Raw genomic sequence first — 17,403 nt, 5'->3', positions numbered from 1 at the left:
ATTGAGATTTGGGTGTATCTTATGAAGATTCGGATACACCTTGAGGGGCGGGGTGCATCTTGTTTGAGGGTTGAGATGCATCCCGTAAGATTTTGGCATATTTGGTGCGAAAATGAGAGAGAGTCAAGGAAATTTATAGTTTTGCCTCTTATATTGATTGCTTTTTGTGTTTTTTAACTTTGAAAAAATTGTATCATAAAATGATAAAATGAGCAGGATAATATAAGAGCAAAACTAACTGAAAAATCTATAGAAATTAGTATATTGAGACATTACTATTTGGACTGTTTGGGCTGTTCTTTCATTTGCACAAGCTTGATAAAGACTGTGCATAAAAGAGATTTGCGTTGTAGGTAATTAACATAATGAATATTTATTATGGTTAATAAATAGTTAAATAATTGTTATCTGATTCTCAGCTTAAGATAGTTAAGATATCCTTAATATATTTGTTGCATTCAAAACGCAGTTTATGAAGAATGTTTTAGGGGGATAGATCTTTCCTTTTGTGACCTTTTGTGAGAAAAATCTTTTTATTCTTCCATGAGGAGTATTTTTGCTGAAATGATTCTTACTGGAGTGATTGTTGAGGGTGGTGTGTGAGCGGGGTATGAAGCGGTTAAGGGTGTTGGGCAGGGTAAGCTTGGCATAAAGAAGCATTGAAGAGTGCTGTTTGCGTTCTTTGTTTTTAAGAAAAAACATGTGATGAGAGAAGATTTTTAGGGAGAGCTGGTTTTTTACGGGCTGAAGTGATTCCTCATTTGTGTGGGAAATGGGTGCTCGCAGGGTATAGAGGGGATGGTAGAGGTTGGTTTTTGCTGTATCGTTTCCTATCCATAGTGTTTTGGTTGCGTTTTTTTGGTGCATATGATTGGGGTATATGGCGGCATATGATTGATGTTTTTATTTGCACTTTTACTGTTTGGGGTAAGAGTTTATTGTGAACGCCATGGTTTATCTCCTCATTTGTGTATTCTCCCTCTCATTTGTGTATCCCCAATGAAATGCTAATAGGTCTAAACAATCTCGTAAATGATCGGCAAGAGAGTTTTGTTTGCGCTTTAATGGGCTTAATTCTTTGATTGCTTGACCATAACCAACAACCTTTTCAATAAGCGAATAGCCGAGAATACCAAGCTGCACTTTGATGATTTTTAAATGATTGGATGCTTCTATTTGGCGTTCAATAGGGTGCGTGTAGCTTTGGCTACAGGCAATCTTTTCACGCGTGTAGTCAGGACTCATATGGAGATCTGCCTGGCTTTGACGCCAATAAACATAAAAGCGTTCTGCTGCTTTATATTGTGCTTTGCTGAGATGTCCTTTGGCGTATAAAAGCGCAATGGGGCGGCTTTTTACATCGGCAATGGCTTTGATGGTGCGCGGATTGTTTGGGCTTTCTGGATGATTGGGCTGAAAATAAGGATTGTGCGTTTCAACCGCGATTTCTTGTGTCTTAGGTGGCCAATGTGCGGTTGTTCTTTCCCACAGAGAGAGGAAGTAAAAATTGCTGTCTGTTTTTTTCTCTTTTCTTGATGATTCATGTTTTGTCCTCAAAAATTGTTCATTTGTCTTTTTCATGAAAAAAATGGGGTTCATGCAAAAATGGGGTATGAAAAAATACGATTATGCTGCTTGTTGTTTGTTGCGGGATAGGTTCTTTCTCCTTTGCTGTGAGGGGAAGTTTAGGGTGATTGGTGGTGGTGGCCTTTTTGGGTGCTGTTCTTGGTTTGTGTGTGGGGGTATGCGAGAGGATAGCAGGGGTTTATGCAGGCGGCTGTGTGAGGGGATATGGGGGGATGTGTGGTGTTTCCTTTGTGGATTTTCTTCTTGAAAGAATGGGTATTTTGTTACATGTTTAATTTTTTATCTGTTCAACAGGGCCTTTGATATTATTGCTGTGGGGATATAGATGTCGCAAGGTTTATGGCTTTTGCTGCTTTTGGCGTTTTTCTGCCTTTTTGCTGTTGCTTTAGTTTTTCTTGATAGGGCTGCCAAAAGCCGCGGGGTTGCAGGGTGGATGTTTTTTGGAAGGTGGGTGGTATTCTATAGCATTTGGAGCGTCTATTTTGGTTTTCTTTCTGTGAGTCGTTTTTTTTCTGTGGAAATGGGGCGTGAAGCTATTCGCTTGGAGCTGTTGTTGAAGGTGGTAGTGTTTTCTTGCATTTTTGGCACTATCTTTGGTTTGGTACATCTGGGGGTAAAGAGTTTGCCTGTTGCCTGGCAAGTGTTTTTTAAGGCAGTTGCGTTTTGTTGCATGATAGGTTTTATCCTGTGGCTTTTTTTCGCGGGAATAAGGAATCTTAGTGACGTAAGGCTGCTGTTCTTGAAGATTTTTGTCTTTACTGTATTGTTAAAGTTGCTGTTGGGTTTGTTTGTGCGCAAGGGTGGTAATTCGGTGGTAGAGAGGTCGTTGTGGCTTTTGAATATTTTGCTGTCTTACTGCATTATCGCATTCATTCTTTTGTTTATTTCTCAGGGAGGCAAGCGTCTTGGTTTGAGCTGGCTTTGGTTTTCAAATGAGAATCTATTTATCGCTGTTGCTATATTTTCCTCACCTTTTATTTTTGAAAATATTCAGAGTGCGTGTGTGATGGTGAGAGGTTTTTTTAAGAGAATGGGGTTGATTGGGCGCTCTAAATAACGCCGTAGTGTTAATGAGTGTTCGGGGGAGCAGCGATAGCGATAGGTTTGCTGGTCAAACCAAAGCCCTATTTTGCCTTCGAAATCACCGGAGCGTTGTTTGGCGATATTCATAATAACGCCAGGGCGTTGTGCTAAATCTGTTTTTTCTTGTGTGAGTGAGGCGGCGAAGATTTTATCTTCTAAGGATCGATTGCGCCAAATGGTGATGATGTTAAAGGCATTGGCACCAATCTCGGAGGCGCCTTTAATATCTTCTGTGCCTGGAATGTCCAGTCCCCCTTTGCGGGCATGGGCAACAAGGTGAATATGCACATTGTTTAAAATAGCCCAATCAACCATTTTATAAACTGCTTGTTCTTGACCGGCATAATCATCAGAGGCAATGCCAAGCCGCATGAGACTGTCGATGATAAATTGATCACAGCCATAGCGTGCACGGCAATAGTCAAAGATATCCAGTAAGCTCTCAACGTTTGATTTGCCTACATGCTCATAAAGAATGAGTCCTTCGTCTAAAAAATGGAGTATTTGTTCAATCATCTCTTTTGTGGGCTGTTCTAAACCTCCGGTTTGTTTGGTTAAACGGCGCAGTGATTGTTCCCCTTTCATCTCTAGTGAGGCTAAGCAAAGGCGACTGTTTTGCGCAATCCAATGGGGGATACAGTCGGATAATAATTGGCTTTTTCCTGCACCACTGGCACCACTCCACAGCGTTAATTCTGCTGGGCGGAAATGCAATTTGCCATGCAGTTTAGGATAGGGAAGGGTATAGCCAACATGTTGTTCAGGCTCTGGCCAAAACAGTCCTATGACTTTGTCTTTATAGTCTGAGGCACGCCGTAGGCCCGCTGGTGCAAAGCTTTTTGCTGAAGAAAAGGCCGCTTTCATGGTGGGGGCATCAATCCCAGCGGTTAAACATTCATTGGCATCTTTGAGGGGTAAGTGGACACGGTAGCAGCGATGACGACCAAGCCTGCTGGCAATCTCATGGGCTGCTGCCTCGCCAGGCTTGTCCATATCGGTGGCTAAAAAAATCGTTTCAAAAGCTTCTAAATGATCAAATTCATTTTCAATCCAGTTGTGTTTGCCACCAACCCCTCCTCCAAAGGGGACAGAGAGCGCCGGATATCCATAGGTGGCTAGCGAGAGCGCATCAATTTCTCCCTCGGTGATAACAATTATCCGATTGGAGTGCCCATTGGTGTGCTGATCGAGGATTCCATTGGAGCTTCCATTGGTTGAGGAAAAAATGTGGTGTGTGTGGGTATCACTCGTTGTGGAGGAGATGTTATCAGTATCAGGACCAGGGGGCTGTGGGGGAGCAGCGTTGTTGGTTGGTTGTTTGGCTGTGAGTGTCTCGCGGTCTGGGGTTGTTGGTGATGCGTTTTGTTCATTTGCCGTTGGGGGCTGGTTTTGGCTATGGGGCTCTAGCGTATGGGTTGTGGTAGAGATGTGGTTTTTTTGCATGCCGGTGGGGTAAAGTGCTTGCCAACCAAATAAAATCGGTTCACATTGGGAGGCTGTTGGTTTGGTTTTTGCTCCCGCTTGTGCGAGGCGTTCTTTTACCAAGGCAAGGGTGCCATCGGGCTTATAAAAGGGAAAAATGATTTTTTCACCATCTTCTCCTATGCGGTAGCGCCTTAAAATCTCAAGGGGAATGCGGCGTTCTTTATGAAGATAATTTTTTACTAGATTCTGTGGTGTGCTGCCTGTGGGAACTGGTGGACGACGGTAGGAGCGATGCGGCGCCATAAAGGGTTTGGGACGGTGTAGGTTGAGAAGGCTGCGGGCTTCTTCTAAGGCTTGATGAAGGCTAATCCCTTTGACTTCACACCAAAGGTCTAAAAGATCTCCGCCTTTGCTTTCGGCAAAATCATACCAAAGACCTGCTTTATTGCCACTCAGGCACAGCGATAAACTTTGGCCAGGTTCGCCGCGCGTGTTGCCGACAATCCAGTCATTGCCTCGTTTGTGCCCTCGTGGAAGAAGCATTTCTGCTATCGCGCTTGCTTGTGCATTTAGCTGCTGTTTGATGTCAAAAATTGTGCTCATATTCTCTCTATAGTCATCGATTTTGGTCTCGAATATCATAGTTGTGGTTATGGGATGATGGGGTGGAATGAAAAACACTACAGCTTTTTTGGGCTTTTAGGCTTTTGGGCTTTTGGCCATATTGTGCTCTCTGGGTGCTTTCTGGTTTGCCAATTTTTCGTGCCTCTTTTGCCGCTGTTGCGTGTTGATAGAATCGCCAAATTTTTTTCTGCCAACAGGCTTGTTCTTTAGGGAAATCTGTTAAAATGATCGCATCGCTGTTTGTTTTTCGGTGGGATGTGGTTTTGATTGGGCGTAGCAAGTGTGTGAGAGGGAAAGGAAAGAGTGTGGCACAACACTCTGTTTTGATTGAAAAAATTCTGTAAAATGATGTTCATGTTAGTTTGTGTGGTAGTTGATGAGGGTGCGGTAGAGGGTGTCATTTTCATCCTTAGATGCCGGGAGACGATTTTGTGATGCAAAAATGGCAAGTCTTTCTTGATGTTCTTTTATGCGTTCAATCTCTCGGCGAAACCAATTGCGCCATGTGGCTTGCCAATCCACTTTTAGGGCTTCTCTGCCGCTTTTAGCATGCCAATAATCGCGAAATTTCTTTTCTTGCCAACGCGCCTGTTCTTCGCTCAGACCTTCTAAAATCGCTGCCTCGATGTCTGCTTGCCAATCCTTGGGAAGACGTTGTCCCTTAGCTATTGCTGTGCGGCTTTTGGCTTGGCTTTGCCTGCCCATGTTGGAGGGGCCGGGGGGGTGAAGTGTGGAGGAGGCTTTGTCTGTTTGTGCGCCTATGGAGGCTTTGTTTGTTTGTGCGCCTATGGAGGCTTTGTCTGTTTGTGCGCCTATGGAGGCTTTGTTTGTTTGTGTGCCTATGGAGGCTTTGTCTGTTTGTGTGCCTATGGAGGCTTTGTCTGTTTGTGTGTCTATGGAGGCTTTGTCTGTTTGTGTGTCTATGGAGGCTTTGTCTGTTTGTGCGCCTATGGAGGCTTTGTTTGTTTGTGTGCCTATGGAGGCTTTGTCTGTCTGTGCGCCTATGGAGGCTTTGTCTGTCTGTGCGTCTATGGAGGCTTTGTCTGCCGGTTGATCATCTGCCACTGGAATGGAGTTTTGGTTGCCCATGTTGGAGGAGCTTGGAATGCGGGGGGTGGAGCAGGCATGGGGCGCTTGTATGCTTGCATTGGCAAAAGGCTCTGTTGTTATCAAAAACAAAGGCTTTTGCGAAACACCGTTAGGTGTTTCCTTTTCTTCTCTCTTCTGAGCTTGTGAGTTTTGTTCATCATCTCTTGCAGGAGTGTTGAGCAGTTGTTGAAGCGTGGCATTGATTTCTTTGCGTTTTTTGGCCGAACATTGCCCCGCAAAACTTTTTTGTTCAAGAAATTTTGCTCGCTCTTGAAAAATAGCTTCACAACGCTTGTTCCATAAACCATGTGCTAAATTTAAAATTTTCCCTTCTTCTATCAGCATTTCTAAAACATTTGTAAAAGTTCGCTTGTCACAACCACAAAGACGCGCTAAACGTTCTACAGATAACTCTAGAGGACGACCGCGGGCATACATTTCGTTAAGAAGAATTGTATAAATTCCAATTTCATGTGCACGCATGCCACGTACACCTCCTAGAAAATCATTCTGATACCAACAAACATAAGGAAGCCTACACGATTCATAGTAAGGAGCTATTTGCTGATGGTCCTGTTTCATGCTTCAATCTTCTTTCTTATGTCGCTACGCAAATTGGCAAAGAGCGTTTTATGGATCATGGGATTTTATGCGTTTGTTGGTAGGCGATTTTAGATCTTACGTTTGAGTTAAAGTGATACGGTTTTGTTGCGGTATGTTTTGTTAAATGATAGTTCTTGAGGTGCTGTTTGATGATGTCTAACAAGTGATAACGCGTGCTTTTCGTGCAGGCAGCCTTACAGCTTGAGATTGCGTAAATGGCAAAGGATAAATAACATAATACTTCTTTTTTAAAACATGTGGGCTTTCAGCGCGGTTTGTAGAAGTGCTTTTTACATCCTTTGGGATGATGAACTGTGCTTTCAATCCGAAAATGAATTTTTACCCCCCCTAAAAATAAAAAAATTTTCTTAATTTTATCCTTTTTGGAGGATAATGCAAGCTCGTTTTACAAAAAGGACGTGTTTTTTGAAAAGGACGCGCTATATGGTGGAACTATGAATATCAGTGGTTGGCGGCAGAGATTAAATGCAGCACTCAAAAAAAGTGGCCGGTCTAAAAGATCTATTTCCCTCGCGGCTGGTAAAGGTGCTGGCTACCTTCACTCTATTCTCACTGAAGGAAAAGAACCAACAATCGAATCTCTTGCCCGTATTTGTCATGAAATTAATATCAGTATGAATTATATCCTCTGTGGTCAGGGGGCTAGCCTTGAGGATAAAGAATTTATCGATCTTATTTCAAAACTTTCTCCTGAGGAGCGAAAGGCGATTTTGACTCTTTTGCGCCGACCAACTGCCGGAGCAGCAAAATAATCTCTTTTTGTGTTTTTAAATCGAGACTGCGCCAGTATTGTATCAATTCTAAATCACTCATGTTGGCTCTCCTGTCTGTTGATGATTGCATTGAGTTAGAACAAATAGAGAACAATATAAGGACATCGGATGGCAAAGAGAGAAGAGATTTTTATTCGCATATGCCCCTTGAACATCGTAAGGACTAAAAAATATATCTTTTATTAAGGATAAAATGATTTGACATATCTCCCATAGAGGATATAAGACTAACGCTATATTTGGCCTTGTCAAGACAAAGCTGCGTTTTATCAACTATCGAAAGGGGGGAAATTATGAAAAATATTCCATTCGTTAAAGAGGATGAAATAATCATTATTCTTTGTGAAGATGAAAAGGGGGATGCCTATGAGGGACCAATCGAGCAAAGCGAAGAAGTGCTCGAAATTATCGAAGAATACGAAACCGTTTACCGACTCTTACGCCTCGATCTGGTGACGTTTCATGCAGAGGATGTCAGCGAACAACTCGCAGATACTTATATGGAAAGCCATGAGATTGACGAGGAAAATAGCCAACTTCAGCCTTTTATTCTTAATAGTGATGCCTATCATGCGTATCTCGATGAAAAGGCCGCCCGCGATTATGAAGACAATCTCTATGGATCTTACGAAAAACAGCATCGTTTGCGTCCATGTGATGTCTTGAATGATTACTGGTGGTAAGAATTTATGGCAAGTTATCTTAAGACTTTTTATCGGGGCTTTCCACTTTATTACGCTGGAAAGACCAAAAATACCATCAGGCTCGAACCTCAAAAACAGCATGCAATCCTTTTCATATCGCAAAAGGCTGCAGAATGTATGGCAAAAAATTTGGCGGCAGAATATTGCCAAAATGATTTTTACGTCGTGCAACAGCACGATTGAGGCAAGAGTTTTAAATCAATCATCTTATAGCAATAAAGAATGTCGTCTTCAGATTTTTGTGGAGATGGATTGGTACGCAACACAGGCTTAAAGCTTGTGTTGCTGCTGCTATGGAATAAGGAAAGTTGGAGGTTGGGGGGAGATCTTGGCGGCGGAGCGTTGGCGAGGGGAAGTGTGAAGAGTGGTGGGTATCGAACGAGGGAGGTTATAGGTGTTTGGTCGGCGATTGGGGGGAGATTTTGGCGGCGGAGCGTTGGCGAGGGGCGGAGGCTTTGTTGCGCGCGCGGGCATTGTGAGATGATATTGTGGGATGATAATGATTTTGCCTCAGTTCGTAATGGAATTTTGGGAGTTTTGATGGGCTGGATCTTGCGCGTTTGGCCTATGCTGCTGCTATGGAATAAGGAAAGTTGGAGGTTGGGGGGAGATCTTGGCGGCGGAGCGTTTGGCGAGGGGAAGTGTGAAGAGTGGTGGGTATCGAACGAGGGAGGTTATAGGTGTTTGGTCGGCGATTGGGGGGAGATTTTGGCGGCGGAGCGTTGGCGAGGGGCGGAGGCTTTATGGAATTTTGGGAGTTTTGATGGGCTGGACCTTGCGCGTTTGGCCTATGCTGCTGCTATGGAATAAGGAAAGTTGGAGGTTGGGGGGGAGATCTTGGCGGCGGAGCGTTTGGCGAGGGGAAGTGTGAAGAGTGGTGGGGCGTGGCAGAAAACTGTTTGCATGTGTTTTACAGATAAAGTTCTTAAAAAAGGGGAGATAACAAATCATGCCAATTATTGTGGATTGTATTCAGGGAACAGAAGAATGGCAAAAAGTACGCAATGGATTGATTACTGCTTCTTTGTTTGAAATGGTGATGGCACAAAAAAAACATGGACAAAAAACTACACGATATCATTCTGTTATGATGAAATTGGCGGGAGAAAGAATTACTGGAAAAAACGTCGATGAGGGAACAACACTTTCTATGCGGCGCGGGAGCGAATTAGAACCTAGTGCGCGCGCGCTTTATGCAACACTTACCCATACTGAACCTGAAATTATTGGATTTGTGCTTGCCGATGATCGTAAAAAAGGCTTTTCTCCCGATGCTTTTGTGGGAAAAAATGGATTGTTGGAAATTAAAACAAAAAAACCTGAAATCCTTATCCCCTATTTTACCCAAAAGGGGTTTCCAGAAGAACATAAAGCACAGTGTCAAGGAGGATTGTGGATTGCGCAACGCGAATGGGTCGATTTGATGATCTATTGGCCCGATATGCCACCTTTGATTAAACGTGCTTACCGTGATGAAGCTTATATTCGCAGGCTTGAAAGTGAAATTAGCCGTTTTAATGAGGCTTTGGAGATGATGGTGGGGCAAATTAAATCTTTCGCAGGACAGGGAAAGAGAGATGTATTGTAAGTTGCAAATGAAGAGCAAGCCTGATGCGGGGGAGAAATGATCAGGTGGGTGTGAAAAAATGAAGCCAAATGTCGCTTTTTGTAATGCTGCTCTCTTTTAACGGCGTGCTTGTTTTATGATATTTGCGGGGGAAAAATATGTTGTGTAAAAAATGGTGCTGCGAGAGAGGATTGAACTCTCGACCTCTCCCTTACCAAGGGAGTGCTCTACCACTGAGCTACCGCAGCTCTTTGCAATCTGTGCGCTGTCTTGTGCCATATTGTTATAAAATAGGCAAGAGAACATTTGTACATTCTTGAAAGAAAACCTCTCTTGTGTCATGACATAAATCTTTTATACAAAAACCGTGCGTTGCTTGGATAAAAGCTCGATACTGCTCAAAAGGTTGCGCAATGATACAAATGCATCAAAAACAACAAGAACAACAAGAACTTAACCATAAAGATGAAAAAGATAAAAAAGAAAAAAGACGCCAAGAAAGATTGGCACAACAATTGCGACAAAACTTAAAACGTCGAAAAGAGCAAAGCCGAAAAAGAGCGCAGACAGAGTCTTAAAAAAATGACCCCTACGCTGGTTTGCAACCAAACTTCTCAGATGTTCGTTCTTATCTTTGAGAAGTCTTCTCATATCATCGATTTCGTTTTGAAATCAGAATAAAATAACTTCTCAAGGGGGAAACCCTTTGGAGGGGGAAAGGGAAAAGAGGGAAAAAACTATGGACTCTATTCAAATTATAGGTGGAAAAAAACTTAAAGGAACAATTCCTATCTCAGGAGCAAAAAATGCCGCTTTGCCTTTGATGATTGCGGCACTGCTTACCGAACAAACGCTTACTTTAGACAATATTCCTCATTTGGCAGATGTCGAATCGCTTATTCGTATTCTTAATAATCATGGCGTTGGATATGCTGTTGATGGACAAAAAGACAATGGTGATAGTCTGAAGGCGAGAACAATTCATTTTACTGCACAAAAAATCGCCACAACACGTGCTCCATATGAATTGGTGAAAAAAATGCGCGCAAGCTTTTGGGTGATTGGACCTCTGCTTGCAAGGTGTCGAGAAGCCTATGTATCCTTGCCTGGAGGCTGCGCTATTGGAACAAGACCTGTCGATTTTATTCTCGAGGGGCTTAAAAGCCTAGGCGCGCGCCTTTCTATCGAAAATGGTTATGTCCATGCTAAGGCGTTAAGCGGACTCAAAGCGGCTCACTATCGTTTTCCTAAAGTCACTGTTGGGGGGACCCATGTTATGCTTATGGCTGCAACAATGGCAAAGGGAAAAACTATCCTGGAAAATGCTGCTTGTGAACCAGAAGTCGCTAATCTTATTCGGACGCTCAATGCTATGGGCGCAAAAATACTCGGTGAGGGAACATCAACACTCACTATTGAGGGGGTTAAAAAACTCAATGGTGCAAGAATACGTGTTATTGCGGATCGAATCGAAGCGGGAACCTATGCCATGGCTGTTGCTATGACAGGCGGAGATGTGTTTCTCAAAAATGCAAATCCTAATCATCTTACACAAGTGCTTGGCGTTTTGCAAAAAACTGGACTCGATATTCAAATAGAACCAGAAGGAATTCACGTTAAACGAAATCCGCGGCAAACAAAAATAATGCCCGTCGATATCAAAACTGGGCCTTATCCCGCTTTCCCAACCGATCTTCAAGCGCAATTTATGGCGCTGATGACCCGTGCTCAGGGAATCTCCCATATTACAGAAACAATTTTTGAAAATCGTTTTATGCATGTGCAAGAACTTATCCGTTTGGGAGCTCAGATAAAGCTCGATGGGCAGACGGCAACGGTGCATGGAATAGAAAATCTCCAAGGTGCCCCCGTTATGGCAACCGATTTACGCGCTTCTGTCTCCTTGGTTATTGCTGCTCTGGCGGCAAAGGGAGAAACAATTGTTAACCGCGTTTATCATCTTGATCGAGGCTTTGAGAGATTGGAAGCAAAATTAGCGCAATGTGGTGCTGTCATTCAACGGATAACAGCTTAAAGCTCCTCTAGAATTCTTCTGATGCTCTCATTGGCAGAATTCTTCCTCTTTGTAGATGAGAGACCTTGCCTATGCCACTTTGGAGTATTTTTTATGGGACTCTTGAAAATGGTGCTTAAAGGCAAAGTTTCTCTACAACAAAAACTTTTGAGGGTGAGGATTAAGGGAAAATTTTCCGGTGCTGGATTTTGGCGCTTATCTTGGGAATGGGCTGTTATGGGGCTATTCTTGTGTAAAATTTTCTCTTTGGGCTGCAAAGCTGTTTTGGGGGAAAGCTTTGAAGAAAGGCAGTGTATAAAAATTGTGCAAAAAATATTACCAGAAATCTGGAATCTCAGATTTTAAGCGAGGACCAATCCGTACTGCTGAGACCTTTTCTGCTAAACCCGTGCGGTCTGAAAGCTCTACCGCTAAACCGCAAAGTGTGGCAGGACCTTGTGCTGGTTCATAACGACCTTGCTTCTTCTTATAAAGAAAACGGTGTAAAGGCTCTTCCTTATCCATTCCTATCGCTGAATTATAATCTCCACACATGCCTGCATCCGACAAGTAAGCACTACCACCCTCTAAAATTTGAGCATCCGCTGTGGGAACATGGGTATGTGTTCCAACAATAACACTGACGCGTCCATCAAGAAAATGGGCTAAACATTGCTTTTCACTGGTTGTTTCTGCGTGAAAGTCAAAAATAATCGCATCTGCTTGCTCCAACAAAGAGCAAGAAAAGAGAATCTTTTCTGCTGTTTCAAAGGGGTCATGCACTTTGCACGGCATAAAAATACAGCCTAAAAGATTGGCAACAAGTACACGTGCTCCATTTCGTGCCGTAAAAACACCAGAACCTCTGCCAGGAGTTTCCTGCATAAAATTGGCCGGACGTAAAAAACGATCGCTCTCAGAGGCATAGTATAATGCTTCCTGATACGAAAATGCATGGTTGCCCGTTGTTATAACGTCAACACCGGCCATGAGAAGATCTTGATAAGTCTCCTGACTGATGCCAAAACCAGAAGAGGCATTTTCACCATTCACGACAACAAAATCAAGCCGCCATTTTTTGATCAGTTGTGGAAGCTGCTCAAAAACAACTTTACAACCTGTTGCTCCAACAATGTCACCCAAAAATAAAAAACGCATAGGCGTTTTAATCACATTTTAGCCTTTTAATAAACCTTTTTCTGTAAAAATTCCTTCCACAACAAGATCATGTTCTGCATGAGGAATGGATTCAACTTCTTGACAGGAAAAGCCTAGGCCTAAGAGTCTAAGGTGATGCCCCTGTTTTTCAAGAGCCTCAATGGCACGATCATAATATCCTCCCCCATAGCCAAGGCGGTGACATTGATTGTCAAACGCGGAAAGAGGAACAATAATCAGGTTGGGTACAATAACGGCATTTTCTTTCCCCGGACCCAGAGTGCCAAAACGCATCGGCTCTAACACGGTGTTTGGTGAATAGGAACGAAAAACCATGGTGGTGGAATTAAGCACAACTGGTAATGCTAAATGGCCACCACGTAACGCTATAGCGTTAAGTAAAGGACGGGGATCGATTTCCGATTTAATAGGCCAATAACCCGCCAAAATAAGGCGAGAGAAATCTTCCCCCTTTGCTTCAAGATTCTCAATTAAGTGGTGGCAGGCGCGCTGTGAAAAAGTAGCGCGTTCTTGTGTTGACAAAGCAGCGCGGCGCGATAAACCAATTTTGCGTAATTGTGCACGAATGAACAAAGAAGTGTTGGAGGGAAGAGGGCTTTGTATCATGACCGTGTCAATTTGTTATCTATTGTGCCGTTGGTCAAACAAAATAAAATTCTCATAAATCTCTTGAAAAATGTCATAAAAATTTGCTGCTTGCTTCCTGCGAAAAAATCTAAAAAATTCGTTTTATCGATGCAAAAAAGGTGATCCACGACAGCCGATGGAAAAAGTTGACCCCGGGAACCTAAACAAATAGGTGGGCGCCATATGAAAAAGCCCACGGGCTTTATCAGGGACAGCTCCCTTGGAGATCACTAAGGTCTCAGGAATACGTTATTTCCTGTCGAGAAGCGTAGAACACCTCTTCTAATATAAAACAGTTTGCAAGCTTCTGCTAGATATAAAATAATTTCAATTTCCTTAATCTTTTAGGAATGGTGTTGAGGACGCTCTGTTGCTTTTCATGGTAACACCAAGTGCAAAAAATGCCAGAAAATGCCAGAAAATGTCTTGTAACTGCGTGGTTCAAACTCTAGAGCATGGTTCAGGTTAGGCATGGCAAGTTTAAAATCATTCAATTGAATGTGAATCCAGGCGCGCCTTAGCCAAGCTTTTGCATAGTTTGGTAAAAGCTATATGAGTGAGGTTCAAAGGGAGGCGATTCAAAGTGCTTGCGGTGTTTGTTGGTCTAAAAGAGCTTCAATGCGCTTTTGAAGCTTTTGCATTTGTGGGTAAAATTCAAGCGCTTTTTCATAGGCTTTGAGGGCAAGTTGAGGACGCTCTGTTGCTTCCATGGTAACACCAAGTGCAAAAAATGCATTGTAACTGCGTGGTTCAAACTCTAGAGCATGGTTCAGGTCAAGCATGGCAAGTTTAAAATCATTCAATTGAATGTGAATCCAGGCGCGCCTTAGCCAAGCTTCAGCATAGTTTGGTAAAAGCGCAAGTGCATTGTCTATATAGTCAAGAGCAAGACCATAATCGTCAGCATTAATAGCATTTTCAGACCATGACATTAAAAGATCAATCGTCTCACTTCCCGATTGAGACCATAAATGCTGAAGTTGTTCGCTTATCTTTTTGGCTTTACGAACATTTGCACAAAATTTCAATTCTTTTAGAAGGCGTGAAATTTCCGCTTCTTGCCGCTGTTTTTCTCTGTTCCCACCAAAATGGGGGCTTGAAACAAAATCTTCAAGAAGAATTGCAGAGGAATTAGAATCGCTTATCACAGGTGCTGAGAGAGGAGCGCTGGGGATGAGATCTTCCAACGGTAAAAGCGATTGTGGAGTGGGGCGATCTTCAGGAAGAGAAGGAGGATTTTGCCCATAGCTTGTTTGGATAAAGCAAAAACTGCTGGAAAAAATTAAAAAGAAAACTACCCAACGAAAAAAAATCCGCCAAAAAGCAGAAAAAAAACACAAATACAGAGCCTTTAAAAAAACAAAAAACCCATAAAACAAGCCCTTAAACGACGAATAATCAGATAATGGACCTGTCGTGCTAAAATTTCAAGAGAGAAAAAGTTCTCATGCCCGCAAAAAGCAGGCACAAAAACCATTAACCCTGGCGTGCTCTAAAACGCGGGTTTGTTTTATTGAGGATATAAACACGACCCTTGCGACGCACCAAACGATTGTTACGGTGACGTTCCTTCAATGCTTTAAGTGAATTTTTAATTTTCATCATACTCACCGTTTATATTACTATAATACAATGCTTTGCTTTAACATAATGCCTTAACATAATGCTTTTTTCTGAGCTTTTTTCTTGCTTACCATTCCAACGCTCTCACACACTGCTCGCGTTTTTTCAAACACTGTGCCGTAACAAACAGCTTATCATAACACAACCATGGCGTTATAATGCATTACATTATAATGCGCTGTGTGCGTTATAATGCGCTGTTTTCCCTTTTTACACTGCGAGCATAAAAAGAAAAACGTACCCTTAAAATAAAGGTACGCATTAACACATTCCATTGCCACAACGAACAAACGTTATACAAAACGAACAAACGTTATACAATAAGCGTTACAAAATAAACGCTCCAATGAATAAGCGAAAATTGCAAAAAAGCTAGGACAGTTTTAACGAAAAATCTGCTTCTTGTCAAGAGAGGATCATTTTTTTAAGGGTGTATCATTTTTAGGATCTTTAAATCATGCTCTTATATGAGAAGCAAAATCTGTGACAATAACTTCTTTTCGTTGAAAATTTTGCTGTAGGAAGGGCGCTTAGCTGCGGAATTGTGCCTCAAAATTATGTCTTTATGTGAACAAAACAGAACAGCTCTGTAGTCGATAATATGTTCGTCAGTTTTGCTTTATATGAAAAGCCAAAATATTCGTACTCTTATAATCTAGGTAACTCTATGGGCTAGGGCAGAAAAAATATATTTTTCTTTAAAATTTTAAGAGATATTAAGATATGAGGCTGTGTGTTATCAATAAAACTTTATGGGAAAAATGCTGTGTGCTGTCTCTTTATCTAACCTGTTTGGGCCCATATTCTCTACCAGCTTGCTTGATAGAAAATCCCATATCACCAATAAACTGTGCTTTGCGCTGATATTTGAGAAATAAAAGTGCGTGCGCTGAAAGTTCAGTTATTGCTAATTATTCCCATGCCGCTTTACTCTCATTAACGCGCATTAACGCGGTTTGCCGTTTTTGATTCAGCAGTGTTATTATTTTGATCTAAACTGCCTGCTGGCAATTCTTTACGCTCTGCATCCGTGATATAACTTTTAGGTAATTCTTTTCTCATAGAACATTCCTTGTTATTCTGTAGGCCGTGTATAAGGCAGATAAAAATTCACATAATTAGGTTGGGAATTAAGCGCAGGACTTGCTTGTGGTGCTTTTCATATTCGGTGAACTGTATGAGTGATGAGCAGTTGAAATCCGCTAGGTGAAAAGAAATCCAATGATTGACAGGTTGGTGCTGGTGAAAAGCTTTAAGCTGGGAGAGGCGAGTGATGTTTTAAAGTGGCTCGTTTTTTGGTGGTGCGTTGATATTTTCCCATACGCTAAAATTGTCATTATTTGTGAGAGGTATTGTTTCGATATTGTTTGAAAGAGAAAATATTATAATTTTTTGCAATATAAAAAATCTTTTCATTTTTGCTGCTAATCTCCTGAAATTAATCTATTGATCGATCTGTGTTGTGATCGTCTCCGCAGCGACCAAAGAGGGATTTGAAAGCTTGAACACTCGATGCATAAAATTTAACCTACTCTGTAGGTATTCCCGATTCCTGGAGCTTTTGCTATCTTTTGCTATGTCCAAATGCTTTTCAGTACGCAAAGCAAAAGATTGCCTGAACTCAGTCCTTTCAAACTCCCCGGAATATTAGTGCGAGGGTGCTTGCAACCGGTAGGGGGTAAAGTGAAAACAAAAAATCCACATTTAAATGACATTTCCATAGGCAAAAAAATTCGTTATAGAAGAGTGATGATGGGGCTTTCTCAAAAAGAATGAGGGTGCCATTTAGGAATAAGCTTTCAACAAATCTAAAAATATGAAAAAGGGGTTAATTGTGTGGGTGTTAGATGTTTGCAGGAAATTGTACAGAAAATTGCTCATCTCTTGGATGAGCCCATCGGCTTTTTTATACCGATATTGCAACAAAAACACATATTTTATACCAGGGCCATTCGGCTTGTGAAAATAACGCAGAAATCTTTAGCGAAAAAGAAATTTTGCTGTTAAAAAATTTTAGAGCGCTCAAACAAAAAAACAAAAAGCTCTTTTGTGGTTGATTTTTGATCATGAATAAAATCACTTTCCTTTTACATCATCGTTGTTTCGTTGCGGGTTAAAAACTGTAAAATGTCACCAAAGCGAAAAGTGTGTCATCAGACAGCTTCAATTTCTTAGCAAATGCTCGAATTTTTTGAGATATGGAATCGGATGAGAGAGAGCTGTACAGTTTGTCTTCGTCTTCCAATGTTGTACGCTTTCCCTCATATGAATAGATCTCGTGAGGCTGTCATTTTCAAAGATGCATGAGATATTATCCTTTTATGGTGCAGTTTTGTCAATTTTTTGCTTATCACGCTTGGGGGGTCTTGTTGTCGGTTTTAAAAGTGGTGCATTGGGGGTGTTGTGATTGTAGCGGGAGTGTTGGGGAGGGGGGAGATTTGTGGTTTTGTGGGTTTGTGTATTTACGATTTTGCGGATTTATAG

General features: G+C 42.0%; 16 protein-coding genes, 1 tRNA gene, 1 other RNA gene and 2 pseudogenes. 9 read left to right on the top strand and 11 right to left on the bottom strand.

Annotation, left to right across the window (positions count from 1 at the left end; translation table 11 throughout):
* Positions 1 to 954: 954 nt before the first annotated feature.
* Positions 955 to 1,544 (bottom strand): annotated as a pseudogene (locus QWU_RS08850) (hypothetical protein).
* Positions 1,545 to 1,700: 156 nt separating this feature from the next.
* On the opposite strand from QWU_RS08850, the gene QWU_RS09915 reads away from it, so the two are divergent.
* Positions 1,701 to 1,862, top strand: coding sequence for a hypothetical protein (locus tag QWU_RS09915; RefSeq protein ID WP_155816191.1), 162 nt, complete (start codon positions 1,701 to 1,703; stop codon positions 1,860 to 1,862).
* Between the two features lie 50 nt (positions 1,863 to 1,912).
* Positions 1,913 to 2,644 carry a hypothetical protein gene (locus tag QWU_RS01260; RefSeq protein WP_006589751.1) on the top strand — a complete coding sequence of 244 codons (732 nt, stop codon included), beginning with the start codon at positions 1,913 to 1,915 and terminating at the stop codon, positions 2,642 to 2,644.
* Here QWU_RS01260 and QWU_RS01255 read toward each other — a convergent pair.
* Both QWU_RS01255 and QWU_RS10250 read right to left on the bottom strand, forming a co-directional pair.
* Positions 2,578 to 4,698 carry a toprim domain-containing protein gene (locus QWU_RS01255; protein ID WP_017196021.1) on the bottom strand — a complete coding sequence of 707 codons (2,121 nt, stop codon included), beginning with the start codon at positions 4,696 to 4,698 and terminating at the stop codon, positions 2,578 to 2,580. The two genes, QWU_RS01260 and QWU_RS01255, sit on opposite strands and share 67 nt — an antisense overlap.
* A gap of 378 nt (positions 4,699 to 5,076) precedes the next feature.
* The gene (locus tag QWU_RS10250; RefSeq protein ID WP_017196018.1) at positions 5,077 to 6,390 is read right to left on the bottom strand and encodes a YdaU family protein; all 1,314 of its coding nucleotides are present in this window, start codon (positions 6,388 to 6,390) and stop codon (positions 5,077 to 5,079) included.
* Between the two features lie 476 nt (positions 6,391 to 6,866).
* Between QWU_RS10250 and QWU_RS01230 the strand changes: the two genes are divergently transcribed.
* The 5 genes from QWU_RS01230 to QWU_RS01210 all read left to right on the top strand — a co-directional run bounded on the left by QWU_RS01230 (position 6,867) and on the right by QWU_RS01210 (position 9,497).
* A complete protein-coding gene (locus QWU_RS01230; protein WP_006589747.1) occupies positions 6,867 to 7,184 on the top strand; it encodes a helix-turn-helix domain-containing protein in 318 nt (105 codons plus the stop codon).
* Positions 7,185 to 7,498: 314 nt separating this feature from the next.
* Complete coding sequence (locus QWU_RS01225; RefSeq protein ID WP_006589746.1) at positions 7,499 to 7,888, top strand: hypothetical protein; 390 nt, start codon at positions 7,499 to 7,501, stop codon at positions 7,886 to 7,888.
* Positions 7,889 to 7,894: 6 nt separating this feature from the next.
* Positions 7,895 to 8,092 (top strand): hypothetical protein, encoded by a 198-nt coding sequence (locus QWU_RS01220; RefSeq protein ID WP_017196015.1) that lies wholly within the window; start codon positions 7,895 to 7,897, stop codon positions 8,090 to 8,092.
* A 39-nt stretch (positions 8,093 to 8,131) separates the two neighbouring features.
* Positions 8,132 to 8,719, top strand: coding sequence for a hypothetical protein (locus QWU_RS01215; RefSeq protein ID WP_017196014.1), 588 nt, complete (start codon positions 8,132 to 8,134; stop codon positions 8,717 to 8,719).
* Between the two features lie 139 nt (positions 8,720 to 8,858).
* A complete protein-coding gene (locus QWU_RS01210) occupies positions 8,859 to 9,497 on the top strand; it encodes a lambda exonuclease family protein (protein WP_017196013.1) in 639 nt (212 codons plus the stop codon).
* Positions 9,498 to 9,649: 152 nt separating this feature from the next.
* Here QWU_RS01210 and QWU_RS01205 read toward each other — a convergent pair.
* Positions 9,650 to 9,724 (bottom strand) — tRNA-Thr (locus tag QWU_RS01205).
* A gap of 165 nt (positions 9,725 to 9,889) precedes the next feature.
* Here QWU_RS01205 and QWU_RS10090 point away from each other — a divergent pair.
* Together QWU_RS10090 and murA are read left to right on the top strand one after the other, a co-directional pair.
* Complete coding sequence (locus tag QWU_RS10090; protein WP_006589743.1) at positions 9,890 to 10,054, top strand: hypothetical protein; 165 nt, start codon at positions 9,890 to 9,892, stop codon at positions 10,052 to 10,054.
* A 161-nt stretch (positions 10,055 to 10,215) separates the two neighbouring features.
* Positions 10,216 to 11,511: a UDP-N-acetylglucosamine 1-carboxyvinyltransferase gene (gene murA, locus QWU_RS01195; RefSeq protein WP_006589742.1), complete on the top strand. Its 1,296-nt coding sequence runs from the start codon at positions 10,216 to 10,218 to the stop codon at positions 11,509 to 11,511.
* Between the two features lie 315 nt (positions 11,512 to 11,826).
* Here the strand turns inward: murA and QWU_RS01185 are convergent, their stop codons facing one another.
* The 7 genes and pseudogenes from QWU_RS01185 to QWU_RS10495 all read right to left on the bottom strand — a co-directional run bounded on the left by QWU_RS01185 (position 11,827) and on the right by QWU_RS10495 (position 15,981).
* Positions 11,827 to 12,648, bottom strand: coding sequence for a TIGR00282 family metallophosphoesterase (locus tag QWU_RS01185; protein WP_035451435.1), 822 nt, complete (start codon positions 12,646 to 12,648; stop codon positions 11,827 to 11,829).
* Positions 12,649 to 12,666: 18 nt separating this feature from the next.
* Positions 12,667 to 13,275 carry a 5-formyltetrahydrofolate cyclo-ligase gene (locus QWU_RS01180; protein ID WP_006589739.1) on the bottom strand — a complete coding sequence of 203 codons (609 nt, stop codon included), beginning with the start codon at positions 13,273 to 13,275 and terminating at the stop codon, positions 12,667 to 12,669.
* A gap of 138 nt (positions 13,276 to 13,413) precedes the next feature.
* Positions 13,414 to 13,574, bottom strand: a non-coding RNA gene (ssrS, locus tag QWU_RS09625) — 6S RNA.
* A 78-nt stretch (positions 13,575 to 13,652) separates the two neighbouring features.
* Positions 13,653 to 13,844, bottom strand: a pseudogene (locus QWU_RS10245) (hypothetical protein); the annotation flags it as partial.
* 30 nt (positions 13,845 to 13,874) lie between these two features.
* Positions 13,875 to 14,675 carry a tetratricopeptide repeat protein gene (locus QWU_RS01175; protein ID WP_017196012.1) on the bottom strand — a complete coding sequence of 267 codons (801 nt, stop codon included), beginning with the start codon at positions 14,673 to 14,675 and terminating at the stop codon, positions 13,875 to 13,877.
* Positions 14,676 to 14,772: 97 nt separating this feature from the next.
* Complete coding sequence (ykgO, locus tag QWU_RS01165) at positions 14,773 to 14,898, bottom strand: type B 50S ribosomal protein L36 (RefSeq protein ID WP_004863016.1); 126 nt, start codon at positions 14,896 to 14,898, stop codon at positions 14,773 to 14,775.
* Between the two features lie 957 nt (positions 14,899 to 15,855).
* Positions 15,856 to 15,981 (bottom strand): hypothetical protein, encoded by a 126-nt coding sequence (locus tag QWU_RS10495; protein ID WP_017196010.1) that lies wholly within the window; start codon positions 15,979 to 15,981, stop codon positions 15,856 to 15,858.
* Positions 15,982 to 17,403 lie beyond the last annotated feature (1,422 nt).

Source organism: Bartonella birtlesii IBS 325, from assembly GCF_000273375.1.
Taxonomy (GTDB): domain Bacteria; phylum Pseudomonadota; class Alphaproteobacteria; order Rhizobiales; family Rhizobiaceae; genus Bartonella; species Bartonella birtlesii.
This window is presented reverse-complemented; position numbering and strand designations above follow the sequence as displayed.